This is a genomic window from bacterium, assembly GCA_026708055.1.
In the GTDB taxonomy this organism is placed as follows: Bacteria; Actinomycetota; Acidimicrobiia; order Acidimicrobiales; family CATQHL01; genus VXNF01.
In genome coordinates, this window is sequence record JAPOVS010000039.1 from 32,260 (window position 1) to 50,828 (window position 18,569).

Sequence of the window (18,569 nt, forward strand, 5' to 3'; positions counted from 1 at the left end):
GGACTTAGCCTTCGTACCGATGCGTATGGCCACCCAAGTTCGGAATTCGCTATCGCTTGGGACGCCCCAGACCACACCGGCGGTTCTCCCATCACAAACTACCAGGTGACAATCTCAAGCCCCGCGACACGGAGGGGCCTGAATCTGGGCTTGGACAATAGCCGACCCGAAAGGGTGGCCTTCAACACAACGGATAGAGACGCAACCTACGTCTCAGCCTACATGGTGTACGAAGGAAACTTCTACAGGACGTACACGGTAGCTGTACGTGCCGAGAACAGCACCGGTCTGGGCCCTCCATCGACTGCCGTGCAGATAGAGACGCCGTGTCCGCTCACTTGGTGGGCTGCTGGAGATTCTTTCTCGTCTGGCACCGGCGCAGGGAATCAGGAGGGGGATTGCAGAGGATCGTTGGTAGACGTGTATGTGCGCGGTGTCGAGAACCACCTGAGTGATCGAGGGAGGTTATATGTCATCGGATATCCGAGTATTGTTGCACCTACAGTGGAGTGGAGTTGCTGCAAAAGGGTTGGGGTTGGGGCCCGAACCTAGGTCATGGCTGCTGGGGTATTCATAGGATCTATGCCTCAACTCTTATCAGAGCTGCAACTTATCTTACACAGGTCTTGGTGCTGCAGTTCAAGAAGTAAACAGACTACTTGGAGAAAGTCGCGTTCGTTTTGTCGATGTACAAGCTGTATTTCGGGAAGGTGGGCATGAGCTTTGCGGAAGTGGTGACGATTGGCTGCATGGAATTAAGGGTACTGACAACGCTGCCTATCATCCCAATCAGCTGGGACACGCGGCAATTGCGCAGGCTCTAGTGGATCAGATTAGTTCTGACTGGTCCTAACCCTTGGATAGTCCTCCATCAACGCCTGGATCGACAACTGGAACCAGAACCCCCGCCCCTTCGTGTGGCGCAAGACCGCAGACGAGTTCGTCGAGACCATGGCCACATGTCTGCAACGAATTCCCCACTCAGGGCACTAGACGTGCGGGCCGCGGTCCTCGATGCCGCGGCGCACGTCGCGGCCGGCGATGACGCCGCTGAGGTGGGCGCGGCGGGCCTCGGCGGCGGCGAGGTCGGGGTCCGCTCCGAGCGCCTCCTGCAGTTCGTTGGCCAGCAGGGCGGTCAGTGTGGTGGCCATGGTGGTGTATGTCTCGGCGAGGCTGTCGGCGATGGCGCCGTCGGCGGCCACGTCCGCGGTGTATCTGCCGCGCAGTCGCCACTGCGACAGGGTGGCCGCATCGACGCCGAGTCCGTCGAGTACGCCGGCGGGGGAGCGGTGCGCCGCGTCCGGGAGGAGGTCGAGGCAGGCGGCGATGTTGTGGCCCGCGCGGCGGAGTTCTTTCTCGCTCGGCGTGGGCGTGCCGTGGAGGACTGCGAGCGCCTTGATCGCGGTCTCGGCGGTGATCGCCGCGGTCGTGCAGATGCGGACCATGCGCTCTAGGCGGGCCCGTTCGGCGACCTCCGGGGGGAGGGGCGCGTCGGCCTCTTGTGTCCCGCGGTGGGTGGCGGCCTCGAGTTCGCTGAGCCGCGGCAGGACCCAGTGGTCGAACTGGCGGAGGGCCTCGTGTGCGTCGCTCATGGGCAGAACCATCTCCTTGTTCCAGTTGACGGGGGCCCGTTCGGCGGCCGTGGCCACCGCCACGGCGGTGTCGTGGATGCGCCGTTCCAGGGAGGTCGGCACGTTGTCGATGCGGGCGCGCCATTCGGGCCGGTCGGTCACGTGTACCTGCACCGGCCACGGCGCGGCGGCGGCCCCCGCGGCCGCCTCGAGGGCTTGGCGGCGGGCCGCGCGCTGGGAGTAGTCGAGGTCGGCGTAGATCGCCACCAAGTCGATATCGCTGGACAGCGTCGCCATCCCGTCGGCGACCGAGCCGAACAGGAGGACCTCCTCGGCACCGATCTCCAGGAGCGCCGCGGCGGCTCGGCCGGCTGCTGCGAGCGTCGGCGCGGCGGGGGCGGCGATGGTCGTCACGGCGATCAGCCTACGCGCCGCGCCGTTGCGGCGGCGCCCGGGCGGGGGTATCACCAGCGGTCGCCTTCCGGATGTGCCGGACCCGGTCCTCGTCCGGCACTCGCCTGCGGGGGTTCAAAGGATGATCGCCTCGAGGAGCATCGCCCGATGCCCCTCGTACTCGTCGGGCTTGAGGCCGCCAGCAGAGACGACGTCCACATCGACGCCCAGCAGCTCCGCGAGGGCGCCTTGGAGGCGCGCCAGGTCGAACAGGGACGACCCCGTCTCGAACCTGGCCAGGAAGTCCACGTCGCTGGCGGGGCCGTCATCGCCGCGGGCCGCCGAGCCCACCAACGCGATGGAGGTGGCCTTGTTGGCGGCCGCCGCGGTCTTGATGGCAGCGCGGTGGGTGCCCAGGACGAGTTCACGCCGAGTCATGCTCCCGGAGTCCCCGGCGAGTGCGACGCCGCGACGCGCATGCCCGCAACTACAGCTTCCTGCTGACCGGCAACGAGGCGAGGCTCAGCCCGCTGTACGACCTGCACTCGTCGTTGCCGTACGTGGCCCGAGGCGTCGGTGAGCGGGAGATGGCCATGCGCTACGGGTCCACCTTCACCGTCTACAGCGCCGGCTCGGACCACGCCCTGCTCGATGTCGCTGCCCGTCTCGGGTTGCCGGAGCGCCGATTGTTGGATCGCGCCGAGGATCTGGTGTCGGGGGCCTCAACCGCGCTCGAAGAGGAGGTCACTGCCTTGTCCCCCGAGTTGCAGGATCTTCCGGAAATCGAGCGGTTGCTGCGCAGGCTTGGGCGGCGCGTGGTTGGAGTCGAGCGGACGATCGAAGCGAATCGCCGCCGCCTCCGGGAGCCTCACCGGCGGCCTCGCTGACTACCGGCGGCTTCGCCCCCGCCGCGCCCGCGGTCGGTCACCACCGAGGCCGTCGAGTCCGGCGGCGGACCGCGACGGCGGCGCGCCGATCACGCGGTACCGGGCTGAGATCTATAGAGGCGCGACCCGACGGCGAGGATCGTCCGAGCGGGCCGCGCTCGGAGGGCTGGCCACCTGAACAGGGCCCCCGCGCAAGTGCTTGACATGCGGGGGGGGGGTACCTTGCCCACCGGTCGGCCGCCAGAGGTGCTGCGCCGACCGCCCCGTCCGTTGACACGAGCGGCCGCGCCCGAGCCGATCCAATGGAGCGCAACGCGCTATGAAGTCCCGAGTTCACCTCGTCGCCATGATCGTGACCGCCGTGTTGGCCGGGTCGTTGGTGCCGGCGGCGGCCTCCTCCCCGGCGGTGGCGCAGGAGCAGACGTCCTGGCTCGGATTCAGCTCCTGAGGAGATGTGATCGTTCGGATGGATACTCGACGCGGTAGTCGGCCGTCCCGTCAGCTGGGGCGAGGCACGAGGCAACCATCCCGTGCGCAGTCGGGAGGCACGTCGAGGCGGACGGATCGGAAGAGTGTTGTGGGCCGTAGCACGCCTCCGCGCTCCGGGACTCGCCGCGACCTGACCGGTGGCGGCAAACGAAGGATTCCCCCAATCTCAGCTTTGCCGGTCCTGTTGGCGTTGGGGAGTTCGGCATTGCTCATTGCGTCGATCGTTCTGATGGTCACAGCAACCGACTCGCTCTCAACCCTCAGGCTGTCGTACGTGCTGGGCCTTGCCGGCTTCGCCGCTGCCGCGGTGGCCGACACCGTGCACAAGCGAAAATGTGATCGAGAGATGCGAAACGATCGATTTACCGCGGCAACGATGCTGTGGTTCGGTTCTTTGGTCGTCACTGTCATCAGCGCGTATCTTGCAGCTGGCGAGGCTGCACTCTGAAGCCAAGTCGCAGTTGGTGATCTTCTTGTGCTCTGCACGACGACCGGCTTTCAGCTTCGACGGCACGAGATCGCCGTCGAAGCTCAGATCGCGCGGCGGTCGTGCGGCTGTTTCGGTCCGGGGAGTGTCCGCGAGTTCGGCTATTGGACGAGCGGGTGCCGCGCTGTCGCTCATCGCCACGGCGTCTGTGCTGGGCGCGGTGCTCTTCGTAGTTCTTGCATTGCCCGTCAAAGCCGAGGAGTCTGCCCAGCGGTGCGATGGACGCGAGTCGATCCGCGTGCTTTTCCTTCTGGACACGTCGCGGAGTCTGCGCGTGAATGACCCCGACGGCCGGCGGGAGACAGGCACGGTGGATGCGCTCGACGATCTGGGCCAGATCGTCGAAGACTACCGTCTGCGATTGCGGCGCCACTACCCACACTGGTCGGTCTTTGCGGCGGTTGACACGTTCTCTGGACTCCACGACGAACCCGAGTTGAACAATCCATACAACCGCCTAAGCGGCAGCTGGCAGGATCTGGGAGATCTAGGCGGTCTTCAAGCCCTGCGTCAAGCTGCGGGTCGCGCGCTCGAGCAGCCCGGATACTGGACTGACTACCGGGAGGCGATCCGCGGTGTGCTCGACCGCTTCGCTGAACCGTTGCCGAATGGGATCCCTTCGTGTGACTATCTATTCTGGTTCACTGACGGCGATCACGACACAATTTCAGCAGGCGTTTCTACGCCGGCAGAGCAGGCACAGATCGATGATATGTGCCGTGTCGGAGGCTTGGTCGATCAGCTGCGACGCACGGGCGTCAATGTCACCGCTATCGAACTCCGCGTGCAGCGGGACTCGTCGGCGCAACTCCGCCGCTTGGTGGTCGGCGGCCCCGACTGTGTAGGACTTGACGGGGAGGTCGCCGATGTCGCGTCCGTGGCGGATCTTGCGACCGGAATCGAGGAGACCGTATTCCGCTTGGTCGATCCCGATTTCCCGCGCGAGTTCCTGGATCCATGCGAGTCGAATCCGGCGGAATGCGAATACCGCTTCACTCTCTCCGACGGCGTCGAGTGGGTGAAGGTCTACGTGGACCTTCGAGGAGTCAGGGACCGCTCCGACGTGTCGATTGCCCTCCACGGACCTGACGGGACTCCGATTGCTCCGTTCGCATTCGGAGATGACTGGACCCGGATTTCAACGTCAGGAATGTTGGGCAGGCAACCGACCCGGAACATCAGTGTCGCCTGGGCGCATCGGGTCGCACGGCAGGTCTACGGCATGGAATGGGGAGATGATCAGGTCTGGACGCTCGTCTTCTCCGGCGCGGAGGCTGCGAACGCGCGCGCCGGAATCCGCAAGGACGAGCGCGGTGCCCCGACCCTCGAGGAGTTGCAGTTCAGCGGCAGCGACTTGAGGGGGAGAATCAATCCGGCGCCCAGTGAGGATGAGATGGCGCGGCTCGTCCTGCATCTCGATGACGGGCGCAACGTCGAGGTCAGTGGGTTGGATGGCAGGATCAGGTCCGGCGGCCGGTTCACGATTCCTGGCATTGTCGATCGCGTGGCCCGCGCCGCGCGGGGCGACGATTACCTGCCGACACGGGGCTGCGTTGGGACAGCCGAGCTGTCGGTCAACAAGGTGGTCGACTACGGGAGCTTCAGCGGTCCTTGGACTGCGCCGCTGCGGGCATCGGTGGTCGAGGTCCCCGTTCCGAGAGCACTGTGTGGATTGTCCGGCCGAATGGTGCCGACGCTCAGGGCGATCGCCGCAGACCCGGCGGACCGGTTCGACCCGGCGGGAACACTGGCGATCACGGCGGACGGTGGATTCCTTGACGGGTTGCTGACCGTGACCGATGTGCACATCGAGTCTGTCTCGGGGTCATCATCCGTGGACTTCTCGCCCGAGTGGTCGAGCGGGTGGCGATGCGACGTTCCGGCCGATGCCGTCGACTACTCCTGCGGCGATGCCTTTCGGCTCACTGTGAATGCCGACTCCGACTCCGAGGTCGACATCAGGTTGTCCCTGTCTTCCATCAGCGCCGATCCGATGCAGGAGCCGCCGGTTGTGGAGAGGACCACATACATCATCCGGGACGTCCTGGTGGACGGCAAATTGCCGGGTCCGGTGATCGCCGCGGTAGACGAGAGCCGACCGGGCGGATTTCTGGATGTCTCCGCTGACGGCGGTACCGCGGACGGAGTATTGGTGTTGGACGGGCTGATCGCGGAGTCCGTGAACGGTTCCGCCGAGGCGGCACCGCCGATCCTGAGTGTCGGGGACTGGCGGTGCGTGATCCCGGCTGGAGCGAGAGCGCAGACCTGCCCGCCGTTGCAGGTTCTCTCGGGTCTCGCTGCGGGAGACGTCGCCGTCGACGTGGTTCTGTCGATTCGAGGCCTTGTCGACGATCCGAATCATCCACAAGTCGCTCAAGACATGAGGGTGGTAGTTCGTGACATCATTGTGCCTTCGGCGCTGCCGGCCGTCTCCGATGTCGTGGTTGAAGATCGGTTCGATCCGTCGGGCTCGCTGCGAGTCATCACTCAGGGAGGGGTGTTCGCCGGCTCGGTGACCGTTGAGACCGCATCGGACGGCCTGCTGCCCGTCGAGTCCGTGGACGGCGTTACGCCGCGACTGCGGCCCGGCGCGGAGTGGCGCTGCGAGGTGCCGGCAGGTGCAGTGGACCATGTGTGCCCTACCATGGTGATCGAGGCGACCGCTGAAGGCGACGCGACGATGGATCTGATCGTGCCGTTGCGTGCAGCGGGCGGCGATCCGGCGACGGTTCCAGGATTGACTAGTTATGTGCGGGTCGAGGACATCTCGATCGGCGTGAGGGAGACGGGCGAAGTCCTCGAGCACTTCATGCGCTACCTACTGATAGCCGTGGCTGTGTTCTTGGCGGTCCGGGTGCTGTCGGCGGGGGTGCGGCGCCGCTGGACGAAGTTGTCCAACAATATGTACTTCGTCGCCGACGGCCGGGTCGAGGGCGATGTGATCGTGCCGGGTGCCCTGCAGGATCATCGCTGCCGCGAGCTTCGGCGATCTGTAGCGAAGGCGGAATTGAGCAAAGCCGATGTCGCGCTGCGAGTACCGTGGTGGCCCCTGCTCGCCGGCTGGCCGTTGCGGATCGTGGCGACGGCAAAGGGGCGAGGGCGCAGCATCGCTGCGAGCGGTCAGGTCGACACGGACGTGACCAGGTTCGCAATCCGGTCCGAGCCTGACTCCAGGACGGTCGGTCAAGCGCTGAACGGCGGATGGGTCATCGTCGAACGCGATCACAACCACTATCAGCTGGTGTTGTGGGACGGACCCCGGGATGAGAAGGAACTGCTGGCGACCGTGGAGAGGATCTGGCGCGAGTTCGAGCGGCGGCCGCGGAACCGGGAGCCGTCCGACCCGAGCCGGCAGAGTCTAGCCCAGAGCGAGCCGCAGGCACCGCCCACGGGGGCCTTAAGGGACAGTCCAAATGGCTGCCCGGACGAGCAGGACGAGCAGGACGAGCAGGGTCCGCCCGCGTCTCCGGGCCTGTCCCGCCGAAGGCAGCGACCACCGAAGGAGCCTGAGGCCCGGACGGGGCGCGCCTGAACCTCAAACCCAACGGACAAGGAGAGATGCACATGTTGAGTCCAGTAATCATGATCGGCTGCGGTGGGTCTGGCTCCAAGGCGATTCGCTATGTGAGATACGCCGTCAAGCGGAAGCTTCACACAGCAGGCTGGCCAGACGATATTCCCGCTGCGTGGTCGTTCATTGGAGTCGACGCCCTGAGCAAGCAAGAGGGTGGGGATGCCGACGAGATTCCGGACCTGCCCAAGGATGATTTTGTACAGATCACCAAGGGGCTCAGCGACTACTCGATGCTGAACGAAGCGCTCCTGACCATGTATCCGACGAATGATCCCTCGTATCAACATCTCATCGGTTGGCGTCCCGATCCGGATCAGGTGCAAATCGCCGTTGAGATGGGCTGCGGCCAGATCCGCACCATCGGGCGAGCCGTCGGTCTGTATACACTTCAACGCAGCCTAGGTAAGAGGATAAGCGATGCCTTTGATCGTGCTCAGGCTGGCTCGGGACTCAAGGAGGTTTCGGCCACGCTGGGGAAGACCCGATCAACCCAATCAAGTGGAGATCAGACGGATAAACCGCCGCTTGTCGTGGTCTGTGCGTCACTTGGGGGAGGGACCGGGGCTGGGATCGCTCTCGATGTCATTGATATGTTGCGACGGACAAGTGATTATGGTAAGGACACAATTCTCGTTCTATTCAGTATCGACATCTTCGGCAGGTCCGCGAGAGATATGGCGGGAAACTCGCTTGCCATGCTGTCCGAAGTCCTTGCCTCGTATTGGAAGATGCCGAGTGAGCCCGGAGCAGGAGACGTCTTTGGACAGCTGGAGGGCAGGCCGGGTCATGGGCCAAAGGCGATCTTCGTAGTCGGCTCGCAGAGCATGCAGGGCGCGACAATTGGCAGTTCGAAGCGTGACGCGGACAACCTGGCTGTGACGGCTTATCGGTCTGTCGGAGAGGTGCTGTCCACTTGGGTCGTCGATGAGAGTGTTCAAGAGTTAGCTTCGCATTATTTGGCGACGAATTGGGCAAATCAGCAACGCAAAACGCCGGGCGGTTATGGCTTCGGTGCCAAGGAGCAGCAACCCGGCATGGTGTCGTCCTTCGGGGCGGCGACTATCACCCTCGGTCGCGAGTATTTCAGTGCTTGGGCAGCTGATCTTCTGGCGCGCCAGACGATCGGTGAACTCGTTGAAGGTCACCTTAGGAGCGATCAGTCTGGCACGGGTGGTGACGAGCGTACTGACTCCGAAAGAATCCTGCACCTAGCCGAACGGAACTTGTGGAGGCTGTTCGATGCCAAGGATCGAACGAATCGCGAGCACCGCGCTGATTCGCCTGTGGATGTTCCGAGCCTATACGACGAGATTATCAGCCACGCCGATGCATCCGCTGTCGAGAGCAAATTCCGGGAACCGCTCAGCTATAGCGACGAGCTACCAGGCCGAGAGTGGCAGAGCAATATTCATCAAGAGTTGAATCGTATCTGGGAGTGGGTTGGAGAGCAGGGCTCTCGGTCGATCGACTACGATAAGTTGAATAGCGTCGCAAAGTCTTTCCCCCAAGCGGTGTGTCAAGCCGTCACCGAGATCATCGCGGATACCTCGATTCCTGTGGCCATCGAAGTGCTAAAGCAGGCGAAAGCGCAGGCAGCGTCGTATGTTGAAGAGCGACTGTCAGCCACAGTGCGAAACTATGATGAGTGTGAGAAGCGTTACGACGATGTCCGAAGTCGACTCAATACGAGACGCAAACTGAAGTACACACATGACGACTGTGCGGTGTGTGTGGATGCCGCAGTGAGCTATCTGGAAGCCCTTTGGGACGAGAGACGGCACTGGGAGATCAAAGGCGTGATTGATTCAGCGTGCAATAATGTCTACGAGGAGATCATTCGCGGCCTATCAAGGGATTTGCGGGTGCTCGCGGAGAACATGCGTAAGGAACCGGTCAAGAGTTGGCCGAATGATGCAAGCGATCGGCCGGTATCCTACTTGCCCGGGCCCCTAGAATTTGCGCTCGAAGATCCGGAATGCTGGCCCGGGATGCTTGAATCTATCTGCAAAAGACTCGACGGCTATAGGCCGGGTCGAGATCCGCTGGACATGGCGCGGCGCGTGCTCATCCGAGGCTGCGAGGATGGAGAGATCGATCTTCCTGCTGGACTTAGACACAGTTCAGGCGATAGGGGATGGTTTCCATCAGACGGATCGCTCATCACAATTACGTCCGAATTGGTCGGCGATAGGATTGTGAATCGCACTAGGACTCTCATGAACTTGCGAGCATTTCGAGGGGTGATTGACGAAGGGTTGAGACAGTACCTTGGGGATCCCCAGAAAGGGGACCATACGAATCGGCTGAAGAGATTCGAGACATGCTTGGGGGATGCGCTTAGCCTGTCGCTTCCGCTGGTGCAGCTTGACAAGGATCTCTGTCAGAAGTTATACAACGATAAGGCAGGTCCGGAGGCGGTCAATCGCGTGTGCTCGGCCTTCCCATTTGATGCCGGGCATCCAGCCTTTGATATTGCTAAGACCGCTCTGGGGGATCACTATCGGCGGGTGAGCGCTGGCGATCCGCCATCAGTGATGATTTCATCGGTTATGGAGTATCCGGTTCATCCGATCGCCGTCAGCTCGCTCATGCACCCCATCGCCGAAGCCGTGCAGCGCTGCAAAACAGCCGACAGCCTGCAGGCTGACTTCTGGAACTGGCGCCGGGGTAGGACACTCCCTTCATTTATCCCTGTACCGGCCGAGGTGCGGCGCGCACTGATATGCGGTTTCGCGATAGGGAGGATGTGCGGCTATGTCACGGCTGACACCAAGAAGGCGGTGAAGATCAGCGGGACCCCGAAAGCTCTCGGTTCGAGCGAGACTGTGACCTTTCCGTGGCCGTTGTTGTCTGAGGTAAGGGATCCCCGTTGCCTGCTGCCAGCGCTTCTGGAGTCGTTTGTTCTATGCATTGCCAAGGCAGCCGCTGATCATGAAGCGGCCTTCGAGCCGTATGCGCGGCTGTATGATCTCGGCAAGGACCTTGAAGATGCCCAGAACTCCGAACTGCATTCCCTTATCAGGAACGGCGACGTACCGAGGGCACAGGTTGATGAGCCGAAGGTGCGAGGCCATGACGAATGTGAAAGGATGACGGCAGCCGAGAATTATCTCAAGCCCCAGATCGAATTTCTCAAGCAGCTTGAAGTCGAGCCCTTCAAGGGCGATGAGTGGTGCACCAGCAAGGGTATAGGGAGTGAAGCTGCATTTCAGAGCGAAGGCGCGTCAAGTCTGGTGCCTGTACGCGAGCTGCTGCCAGAAATGAGGGAATGCTTCGAACACATCCTTAGTTCGCTAAGGAAGGACAGAAGGGCGGAAGGCTATGACATCTGAGCAAGCCATGTTGACGATCTGCGCTAGCGCTGCGGTCGAGCGTGTGGATCAGCTGCTCGCGTCATGGACGAGATCGCATCTGGTGAAGAACGTAGCCGTGTCTTCTCCTAGAGAGATGGCAAAAAGTGGTCCTAAGGCCGCCTGCACGTACTACGACTCAGGGGATGAGAACGCGATTAGTGAGATGCAGCTGACCGAGGTCTTGGGCCGCCAGCCTGCGGGCACCAGAGTCACCTTGGCGGTGTTTCGAGATGGAGCAGACGACCACGGCGATGCAGATGAACGTTGGAGGGAGAGCATTGAATTGGAGAAGTCGGCAAGACGTTGCCTCGAAGACGTCTTGGAGCGGAGGGTTGTCCGTAAGAGCATCACGGTTGGTGTATATGACTATCCGTGCCCCGTGGAAGCGTTTTCCGCCGATTGGGATCAACACTTGGTGCACGACAGGGTAGTTCTTCAGCTGCCTATGAGAGTCTTGAAACTTGGCACCGGTGACCTTTCGGGCCTCTGTGCGATGATGGCATTGTCTGCTGGTGGTAGCTGGGCCTTCAGTGATGGTGCGGTATTGAACTCGACATATGATGACCAAAAACAGCGGGCGAGACAGTGGGGTGCGGTGCGCATCGTTCGACCGGAGATTCGTATTGTGACCGTCGGATCGTTGGACGCAGAGATCGCAGAGGTGACGGATCGAAATTTCGTCGAAAAACCTCCATGGCCTCTCCCATGCGATGAACCGGTCCGTTCATCGAGCAATGATCCGTTCACCAGTGTGCCCAAGGAGATCGCGCTGCCCAAGACTAGCGTCTCGGAACTGGTGAGGACGTGTGGGTTTGATGTTGATGAAATCGTGGAGTACCGCGAGTGCAATCAGTTCAGGCTTGAGCTTCGTGACGCGTTGTTCAGCATGAACGTGGCGACGCTTGTCCGGATGCATCTGAGGGAATGGATTGCGGTATCGCAGGAGGACATTAGCGAGGCTGAGGCGGTCGTTGACGCGATCGATCGTTTCGACCATCGAGTGACGAATCTAGAAGCTGCTGTCGCGGCGCTGCGCAAGGCCAACGTGGCGGACCTCGAGCTGGGAAGGGATGTCGCGCGCCGCGCTCGGGAGCCGTGGAAAAAGATGCGCGAGTTCTTTTTCAGCCTGGTCGACGGTGGCGACTTGCCGCCGGGTGTGTCGCCGCTGAACCCGCCTGTGGACGCGCGGCCCGACCAGATGCCCGTTTGGTCAGACCCGTCGGCCCTTGCGCCCGCTCCAGATCGACCGCTCGATCCCTTCGATCTCGTTGGACTTGACCGGGCAATTGTGGATCGCCTGGGCGTCCGATGCATTCATCCGTTGGACGTACTGCATGCGCCCAGACTCGACTCCATCATCACACGCGAAGAGGATCCATTTCCGTATCTGACTGACGGTCTGCGCCCCGACCTCAGGGGCAAAATCGCCCCCGAGATTCGCGATAGGTGGATAGAGTGGCGAGATACGTGGTGGTCCACTCCTCTGGGAGAGTTGTCGAATATGCTCGGCAGCGCGATCGAGCGCGCGTACGGCAACTTCGTAGAATCTGTAAAGGCAATTAAGCAGATCAAGACTGACCGCTATGTCGTTGAACAGTACTCGTTCAACCATCGGCCATTCACCGCTTGCTTGCTTACGTTCTTGAGTGCGGCGGGGCTCTTGGCGTGGCGACTGCTCGGCAATGGTGGACCGGTTCCAGAAAGCGGAAGCGGATTTGTTGGCACGGTCATACTCTGTGGAGTTCTGCTTCTACTGCTGCACATTTGCTACCGAAGAGAGCTTAAGCTGATCGATCAATCAGAACTCTCTTCGAGAGAATTTCTGGATGAAGTTCAGCGAGTGCAGCACCACGCGCTTGAGGTGGCACGCCTGCATGGACTTGGCCGAGCCTTCATGGACCACCAAAGAGTTGCACGCGTACTGCTTTACGAACCCTTTGGGATCGGGGGGATCGAAGCAGAGACTGTGACGTCATCTGAGGACGCCAGCAAGCGATTCGCGAATCTTGGACCGCCCTCTGTTCTCTGTGGCTCTTCGACGCTGAGCGATGAACAGAGAGAGGCGCTTGCGAGGCTTGACAGGGACGATGTTTATCGAAGAGGCTGGCTCACTACGGCACATACGGAGATGACCGAGTCCTGGAAGCAGGCTTTCTCCACACTCATCGGATCGGAGCATTTTGCGATGCCTGATGACGACTATCTACCCCCGGACGAGGTCCCCTATCAGGATTCGACAGAGCAAAGGTTGCCAGGCCCGCGCCAGCACTTTCGCGAATCAATTGAGCGAGATGCGGGACTGCGGACGAACGGACGTCTCCAGATCGTTAAGGATTTGGCACAGCTGGCACGCGGTGCCGTGCAGCAAGTTGAGGAGTTGGGCTCGATCAAGGTAGAGAGGTATCCTGAGTTGTCAGGATTGGCTAGTGACTTCGTTACATTCGCTGGCTCGGAACTTTCATCGGTTGAATTCGATCCCAGCATGCTTGAGTTCATGGAGCCCGTCTCTGTGGACGAGAGCTGTAGCATTGGTTCGGTCAGTGCGTTCCGGATCCAAGCCGATGGACTATCGCAGCCGGCCTTCGTTTCTTGGCGCATGCTGGTCTCGAAAGCATGTTTGGCTGCCGGGCTGCGGTGCGTCGCAGATGAGAACAAGCGACGAGAAGATGAGAATAGCCGACGATCGTTCGAGACGCAGACATCGCGACAACCGACGGAAGTTCTCCAAGTGCCCGAGATCTAGTTGCTTGGCGGACTCCACCAGTGGAGTGCGGGCGCAACCCCACCGCGGTCGGCGTGCGCGGCCAGCAACGACACCTCGCCGTCTCCGCTCAACGAGGCCAGCAACACTCCGCCCGCTTACTCCTCGCCTACGACCCTCTAACGCCGTGGAACCAACCATCTTCGACAAGCGAGCGCCGCGCCGCTGGTACGCACGAATTCGCCGCGGCGGCCGGACTGGAAGGAACAGTGCATGAGCAAAATGTCGAACAAAGCGGAGAGGGGCTCGACACATGGCCTTTCGATGGGGTCACAGGACCTGGTCAGGGGAGGTGCGTGCAAGCCCTCTGGTGATGAGAAGAGAGAGTTGGTCGGTCGATCTCGAATTCTCTTGGTCGATGGCTTAGAAGCGATTTATGATGATGTCTTGAAGAGCAAATGCTGCTCGTGGGTGTCTCTAGAGGGCCCGTCGGGCTGGGGCAAGACGCGCGTTGTACACGAGTTATTCAAACGCCTGTCCAAGCGCCAAGAGCAGCCGCGGTACTGGCCTGATGTTATCGATGATCCCACCTTGGGCCGGAAAGCTGCACAGCCGCTATTCACGAGGACCGGTAATTCTTTGCCAGAGTTTTTGTGGTGGGGGATAGGATGCTCAACTAGCGTAGGATTGGGGACGCAGGCTCTAGAGCGCGACGTTAAGCGGTTGTACGAGCATCGTACGTTTCTGAAGAAAGCTCGTCAAGGGCTGATTTCGCGTGGACAGTCGGTGCGAGAGACGTTCGCGCAGCGTACGCACAGCATTGGCCGAGCGGTGAAAGAGGAGGGTAGTATTGAGGCCATTTCTTACTTTGTCCAGGAGGCTGCAGGCGCGGTAATTCCTGGAAGCGGCTTGGTCTACAAGGCAGCACAACTGGGCGTCGCTGCCGGAAGGCGCAAATTGCAGCAGAGCAGGGAGGTTGCCTCTGAGACGACATTCGGTGAGGAGCGTTCTAAGGACCTCGTTGATGAAGTCGTCTACTTCCTCGGCAGCTTCACTGCGGTGGGCTTTCCTCTCGTCATATTTGTCGAAGACGCACACGCAGCCGATGACGGAGTTGTTGAACTGCTCGGCAAAGTGTTGAGCCGCGGGGGTACGGTGTTTGCCATTACGACCTCATGGCCGGACTTTGCGGCCAGGAACCCTGCCCTAGATGAACTCATGAGTGAATATGAGGGGCGCTTACACCGCGTGGGGCACACGAGCTCTGCCGGGGAACCGTTCCCCGAAGGATCAGGGCTATGCGAACTCGAATATGGTGCTCGGAGAACAATACTTCACCATCATTATGGACGAGTCGAGAAAGAGACAGAGAAATTTCTATTGGAACGCTTTGTGAATCCCTTGGCTCTAAACTTGTTCTGCGAAGTAGGCAAGTATCGTAGGGACGAGGAGTATCGTACTCGTGATGGCGCACTGTGCCTTCCGCCCAAGGAACGAGATAGCGTTCCAACGAGTATTCGCGAACTCTACCGTGATCTCTGGAGGGAATTGTCTATCGAGACGCAATTTGCCTTGGCGGTCGCGTATATTCTGACTCCAGCCAACATCGATTCGGCTGTCGCCAAGAATGAAGACGTATGGATGGACAGGTTGCTGATAGAAGTGATTGAGCGTTTCGAGAATCTTGAGGATCCGAATATTGGCGACGTCGTGGACGCACTCGCCAAAGCGCCGACCGCGAACGCGTGGGTCCGAATAGTCGATGATTATCTGCGTGCGTTCTCGGAGGAAGATCAAAAGGCTATTGTCAATGAGGATGGCGGCGGAGTGTTGAATGATCGGTTGGACGACCCGAGCGGACAGATACTCGCCAAATTGACGGATATTTTGCTGAGTGCAGACAGCGACGTTAGGTGCACGATAAACGGTGCCCGGAGTATCTTGGCACTGCACGCGGTAGGAAATATCACTGATCACGGGATGGTTGCAGAAGCCATTTGTTTGCTGATGGAGGACCTCGAAAGTAACCTGCGAGAACTCCCCGAGCGCCTCCGCCTCTTTGAGATATTTGGAGATTTGGACCCTCGACCACTAAGCAGTATTACCACCTTCAAGCTCCGCCAGTGTGGAGCGTGGGCGCTCGCCGAGGCGGGGAAGACCGGCGAGGCCATCACAGTATGCGAAGACTTGCTAAACGAGCAAGTTGGGGAGTTGGGCACCGAGCACCCTAGCACTCTCGATACCCGGCGGATCCTCGCAGGCAGGCTTGCTGAGGCGGGGCGACTCGAGGAGGCCATAACCGAACTTGAGAATGTGCTGACGGAGAGTGAACAGGTGTTGAAGCCCGGACATCCCGACACGCTGCGGATACGCCATAACTTGGCCGGTTGGGTCGGATCGGCAGGGCGCGTCGAAGAGGCGGTCGATCGGTTCAGGGCTGTGTTGGAGGATCGGTCGCGTGTCTTGGGCGCGGACGACCCGCAGACGCTGCATACTCGTCACAACCTTGCGTACTGGCTAGGCAGGGCGGGAGGCATTGATGAGGCCGTTCGAGCGTACGAAGAACTGCTGGTGGATCGGTCGCGTGTCTTGGGTGTTGACCACCCCAGCACTCTGGACACTCGCAACAATCTGGCGCGTTGGGTTGGTGAGGCGGGGCGCGTCAAGGAGGCAATCGATGAGTTCGAGGCTGTGTTGGAGGGTCGGCGGTGGGTCTTGGGTGCTGACCACCCCCACACACTCGTAACCCGGGACTATCGGGCGCGTTGGTTGGGGGAGGCGGGGCGCGTGGAGGAGGCGATCGGGCAGTTCGAGGCTGTGTTGGAGGATCGGCGGCGGGTGTTGGGCGCGGATCACCCCCACACACTCGTAACCCGGGGCAAGTTGGCGCGTTGGTTGGGGGAGGCGGGGCGCGTGGAGGAGGCGATCGGGCAGTTCGAAGCTGTGTTGGAGGATCGGCGGCGGGTGTTGGGCGATGACCACCCCCACACGCTGCTAACTCGCCACAATCTGGCGCACTGGGAAGGTAAAGCGGGGTTTGTCGAAAAGGCCGTTACCGCCCTTGAAAGGGTATGGGATGACCGGGTACGTGTGCTGGGACCGAAGGATCCCGACACTCTGTTTACTCGTCATGTGCTGGGGGGCTGGCTCGGCGAGGCTGGGCACGTGGAGGAGGCCGTCAGAGCCAACAGAGAACTGTTGGACGATCGGTCGGCGGTTTTGGGGCGCGACAATCCCGACACATTGGATACCCACCATAACCTGGCGTACTGGCTTGGTGAGGCGGGGCGCGTCGATGAGGCGATCGATGAGTTCGCGGCACTGTTGGAGGATCGGCTGCGGGTATTGGGCACCCACCATCCCCACACGCTCGCAACCCGCTACAACCTCGCGCGCTGGCTCGTTACGGCGGGACGTGCTGACGATATGGTTACAGCATATGCCGAGGTTATGGGAGATGAGTCGAGTGAGACGGCGCGCGACCAACTTGACCGGCTGAGCACTTGCCAAGACCTGACGGGCTGGCTCGGTGAGGCGGGCCGCGCCGAGTGAGCAGCAGCAGAGGAACTGGCGGCTCCAGAGTCGTTGGCGTTGGTGGTCGGTGAGTTCGGCGCGGTCGCAGGCGGCGTGCCACTCGTTGCGGATGGCGTCGATCTGGTGGTCCACGACGGCGGCGGCCTCGGCGGCGTTGAGCCGGTAGGTGGGTGCGTGGGCGATGCAGCGGGCGACCTGGCGAGGCGGTCACCGTCGGGGCTGTAGGCCATCGCCTGGGCTGCTTCCCCGCTGAGGCGGGGTTGGGGGCAGATGTCGTAGGCGGGCGTGAGGGTCAGGGCGGTGCCGTCCCAGAACGCTGCGTGGTTGCGGGGGTGGTCGTCGGTGTTGCCGACGAGGATATTGAAGGTGATCCGGGCGAAGAGTTCCCGGAGCGTGGCGGTGGGGTTCGCGAAGCGGGAGCGGACCTCGGTGGCGAGGTCGGGGTAGGTGCCGTAGCGGCCGGCCATTCCGTCGGCGTCGTGCAGGCCGAGCAGGGTGAGCGCCGAGTGCATCAGGCGCCGGTGCCCCTCGGAGGTGCGGTCGAAGCGTTCCACGAGCAGCACGTACCTGAGCCGACCCGGACGTGGTGCGAGCCGTGAAGCGCCAGTTCAGCGCCGACGCGGTGTGTCGGCCCCTGCTGGCATCATGACATCAATAAAATATGATGCTATGATGAGCGAATGCGGACGACCCTGACTCTGGACGACGACTTGGCCGCGGCCCTTAAGGAACGCGCCCGGTGTCTGGACGAGCCGTTCCGCAAGGTCGTCAATGACGCCCTGCGGCGGGGGCTGTCCCCGGCGCTGCCCGAGCCGGAATCCCGATACCGGGTGCAGCCCCATGAGAGCGGGTTCAGGCCCGGCGTCGATCCGAGGCGCCTGAACCAACTCAACGACTCTCTGGAGGCCGCCGCGTTCGCCGGCGCGCCGGAACGGTGATCGCCCCGGATCTGAACCTGCTGGTCTCCGCCTCGTTCACCGCCGTCGGCGCCCACACCGCGCAGACGTGATCGTCCCGGATCTGAACCTGCTGGTCTACGCCCACAGTACCGGCGCGCCGCTGCACACCCCGGCGCGCCGGTGGTGGGAGGAGCTGGTGAACGGTACCGAGCGGGTCGGCGTTCCGTGGGTCGTCGCGGCAGGGTTCGTGCGGCTGCTGACCCATCCCGGCGTGCTCAGCGATCCGGCCGGGCCGGAGCAGGCCGTCGACCTCATGGCCGAATGGTTCCGCGCGCCGAGCGTGTCGCCGTTGAACCCGGGCGCCCGGCACCTTGCGATCTTCCGCAGCATGCTGGGCGCCGCCGGCGCGGGCGGGGACCTCGTCACCGACGCCCACATCGCCGCGCTGGCCGTCGAGCACCAGGCCGAGGTCCACTCCAACGACAGCGACTTCGCCCGTTTCCCCGGACTCCGGTGGCGCAACCCCATCTGAGCGCATGCCGCTCCTCGCCAGCCGGCTGCCTGGCGACGAACACAACACACTTGGGTTCAAGAGCGCTTCAGGTCCTCGACGTGCTGGGCCACGGCGTGGAGGTGCGGTCAACCGAATACGGCGCTGGACCGCGGTGGCGACGGTTGGGG

The 18,569-nt window shown here is 61.9% G+C and carries 11 protein-coding genes and 1 pseudogene; 8 read left to right on the top strand and 4 right to left on the bottom strand.

The window, feature by feature from the left end:
• Positions 1 to 989: 989 nt before the first annotated feature.
• Together OXG55_07815 and OXG55_07820 are read right to left on the bottom strand one after the other, a co-directional pair.
• On the bottom strand, positions 990 to 1,985 hold the full coding sequence (locus tag OXG55_07815) for a nucleotidyltransferase domain-containing protein (protein MCY4103148.1): 996 nt from the start codon (positions 1,983 to 1,985) through the stop codon (positions 990 to 992).
• A gap of 114 nt (positions 1,986 to 2,099) precedes the next feature.
• Positions 2,100 to 2,402, bottom strand: coding sequence for a nucleotidyltransferase domain-containing protein (locus tag OXG55_07820; GenBank protein MCY4103149.1), 303 nt, complete (start codon positions 2,400 to 2,402; stop codon positions 2,100 to 2,102).
• 20 nt (positions 2,403 to 2,422) lie between these two features.
• Between OXG55_07820 and OXG55_07825 the strand changes: the two genes are divergently transcribed.
• Entirely contained in the window at positions 2,423 to 2,851 is a 429-nt protein-coding gene (locus tag OXG55_07825; protein ID MCY4103150.1) for a HipA domain-containing protein, read from the top strand.
• Between the two features lie 319 nt (positions 2,852 to 3,170).
• A complete protein-coding gene (locus OXG55_07830; GenBank protein ID MCY4103151.1) occupies positions 3,171 to 3,299 on the top strand; it encodes a hypothetical protein in 129 nt (42 codons plus the stop codon).
• Between the two features lie 294 nt (positions 3,300 to 3,593).
• Here OXG55_07830 and OXG55_07835 read toward each other — a convergent pair whose 3' ends face one another.
• Positions 3,594 to 3,962 carry a hypothetical protein gene (locus tag OXG55_07835; protein MCY4103152.1) on the bottom strand — a complete coding sequence of 123 codons (369 nt, stop codon included), beginning with the start codon at positions 3,960 to 3,962 and terminating at the stop codon, positions 3,594 to 3,596.
• Positions 3,963 to 3,975: 13 nt separating this feature from the next.
• Between OXG55_07835 and OXG55_07840 the strand changes: the two genes are divergently transcribed.
• From OXG55_07840 to OXG55_07855, 4 genes are all read left to right on the top strand, one after another.
• Positions 3,976 to 7,359: a hypothetical protein gene (locus OXG55_07840; protein MCY4103153.1), complete on the top strand. Its 3,384-nt coding sequence runs from the start codon at positions 3,976 to 3,978 to the stop codon at positions 7,357 to 7,359.
• 50 nt (positions 7,360 to 7,409) lie between these two features.
• Positions 7,410 to 10,733: a hypothetical protein gene (locus OXG55_07845; protein MCY4103154.1), complete on the top strand. Its 3,324-nt coding sequence runs from the start codon at positions 7,410 to 7,412 to the stop codon at positions 10,731 to 10,733.
• Positions 10,723 to 13,497 carry a hypothetical protein gene (locus OXG55_07850; GenBank protein MCY4103155.1) on the top strand — a complete coding sequence of 925 codons (2,775 nt, stop codon included), beginning with the start codon at positions 10,723 to 10,725 and terminating at the stop codon, positions 13,495 to 13,497. The genes OXG55_07845 and OXG55_07850 overlap by 11 nt, the downstream gene beginning before the upstream one ends.
• A gap of 789 nt (positions 13,498 to 14,286) precedes the next feature.
• The gene (locus OXG55_07855; GenBank protein ID MCY4103156.1) at positions 14,287 to 17,007 is read left to right on the top strand and encodes a tetratricopeptide repeat protein; all 2,721 of its coding nucleotides are present in this window, start codon (positions 14,287 to 14,289) and stop codon (positions 17,005 to 17,007) included.
• Between the two features lie 18 nt (positions 17,008 to 17,025).
• On the opposite strand, the pseudogene OXG55_07860 reads toward OXG55_07855, so the two are convergent.
• Positions 17,026 to 17,558: pseudogene (locus OXG55_07860) on the bottom strand (HipA domain-containing protein).
• 111 nt (positions 17,559 to 17,669) lie between these two features.
• Between OXG55_07860 and OXG55_07865 the strand changes: the two are divergent.
• A complete protein-coding gene (locus OXG55_07865) occupies positions 17,670 to 17,927 on the top strand; it encodes an antitoxin (protein ID MCY4103157.1) in 258 nt (85 codons plus the stop codon).
• 67 nt (positions 17,928 to 17,994) lie between these two features.
• A complete protein-coding gene (locus tag OXG55_07870) occupies positions 17,995 to 18,420 on the top strand; it encodes a type II toxin-antitoxin system VapC family toxin (GenBank protein ID MCY4103158.1) in 426 nt (141 codons plus the stop codon).
• Positions 18,421 to 18,569 lie beyond the last annotated feature (149 nt).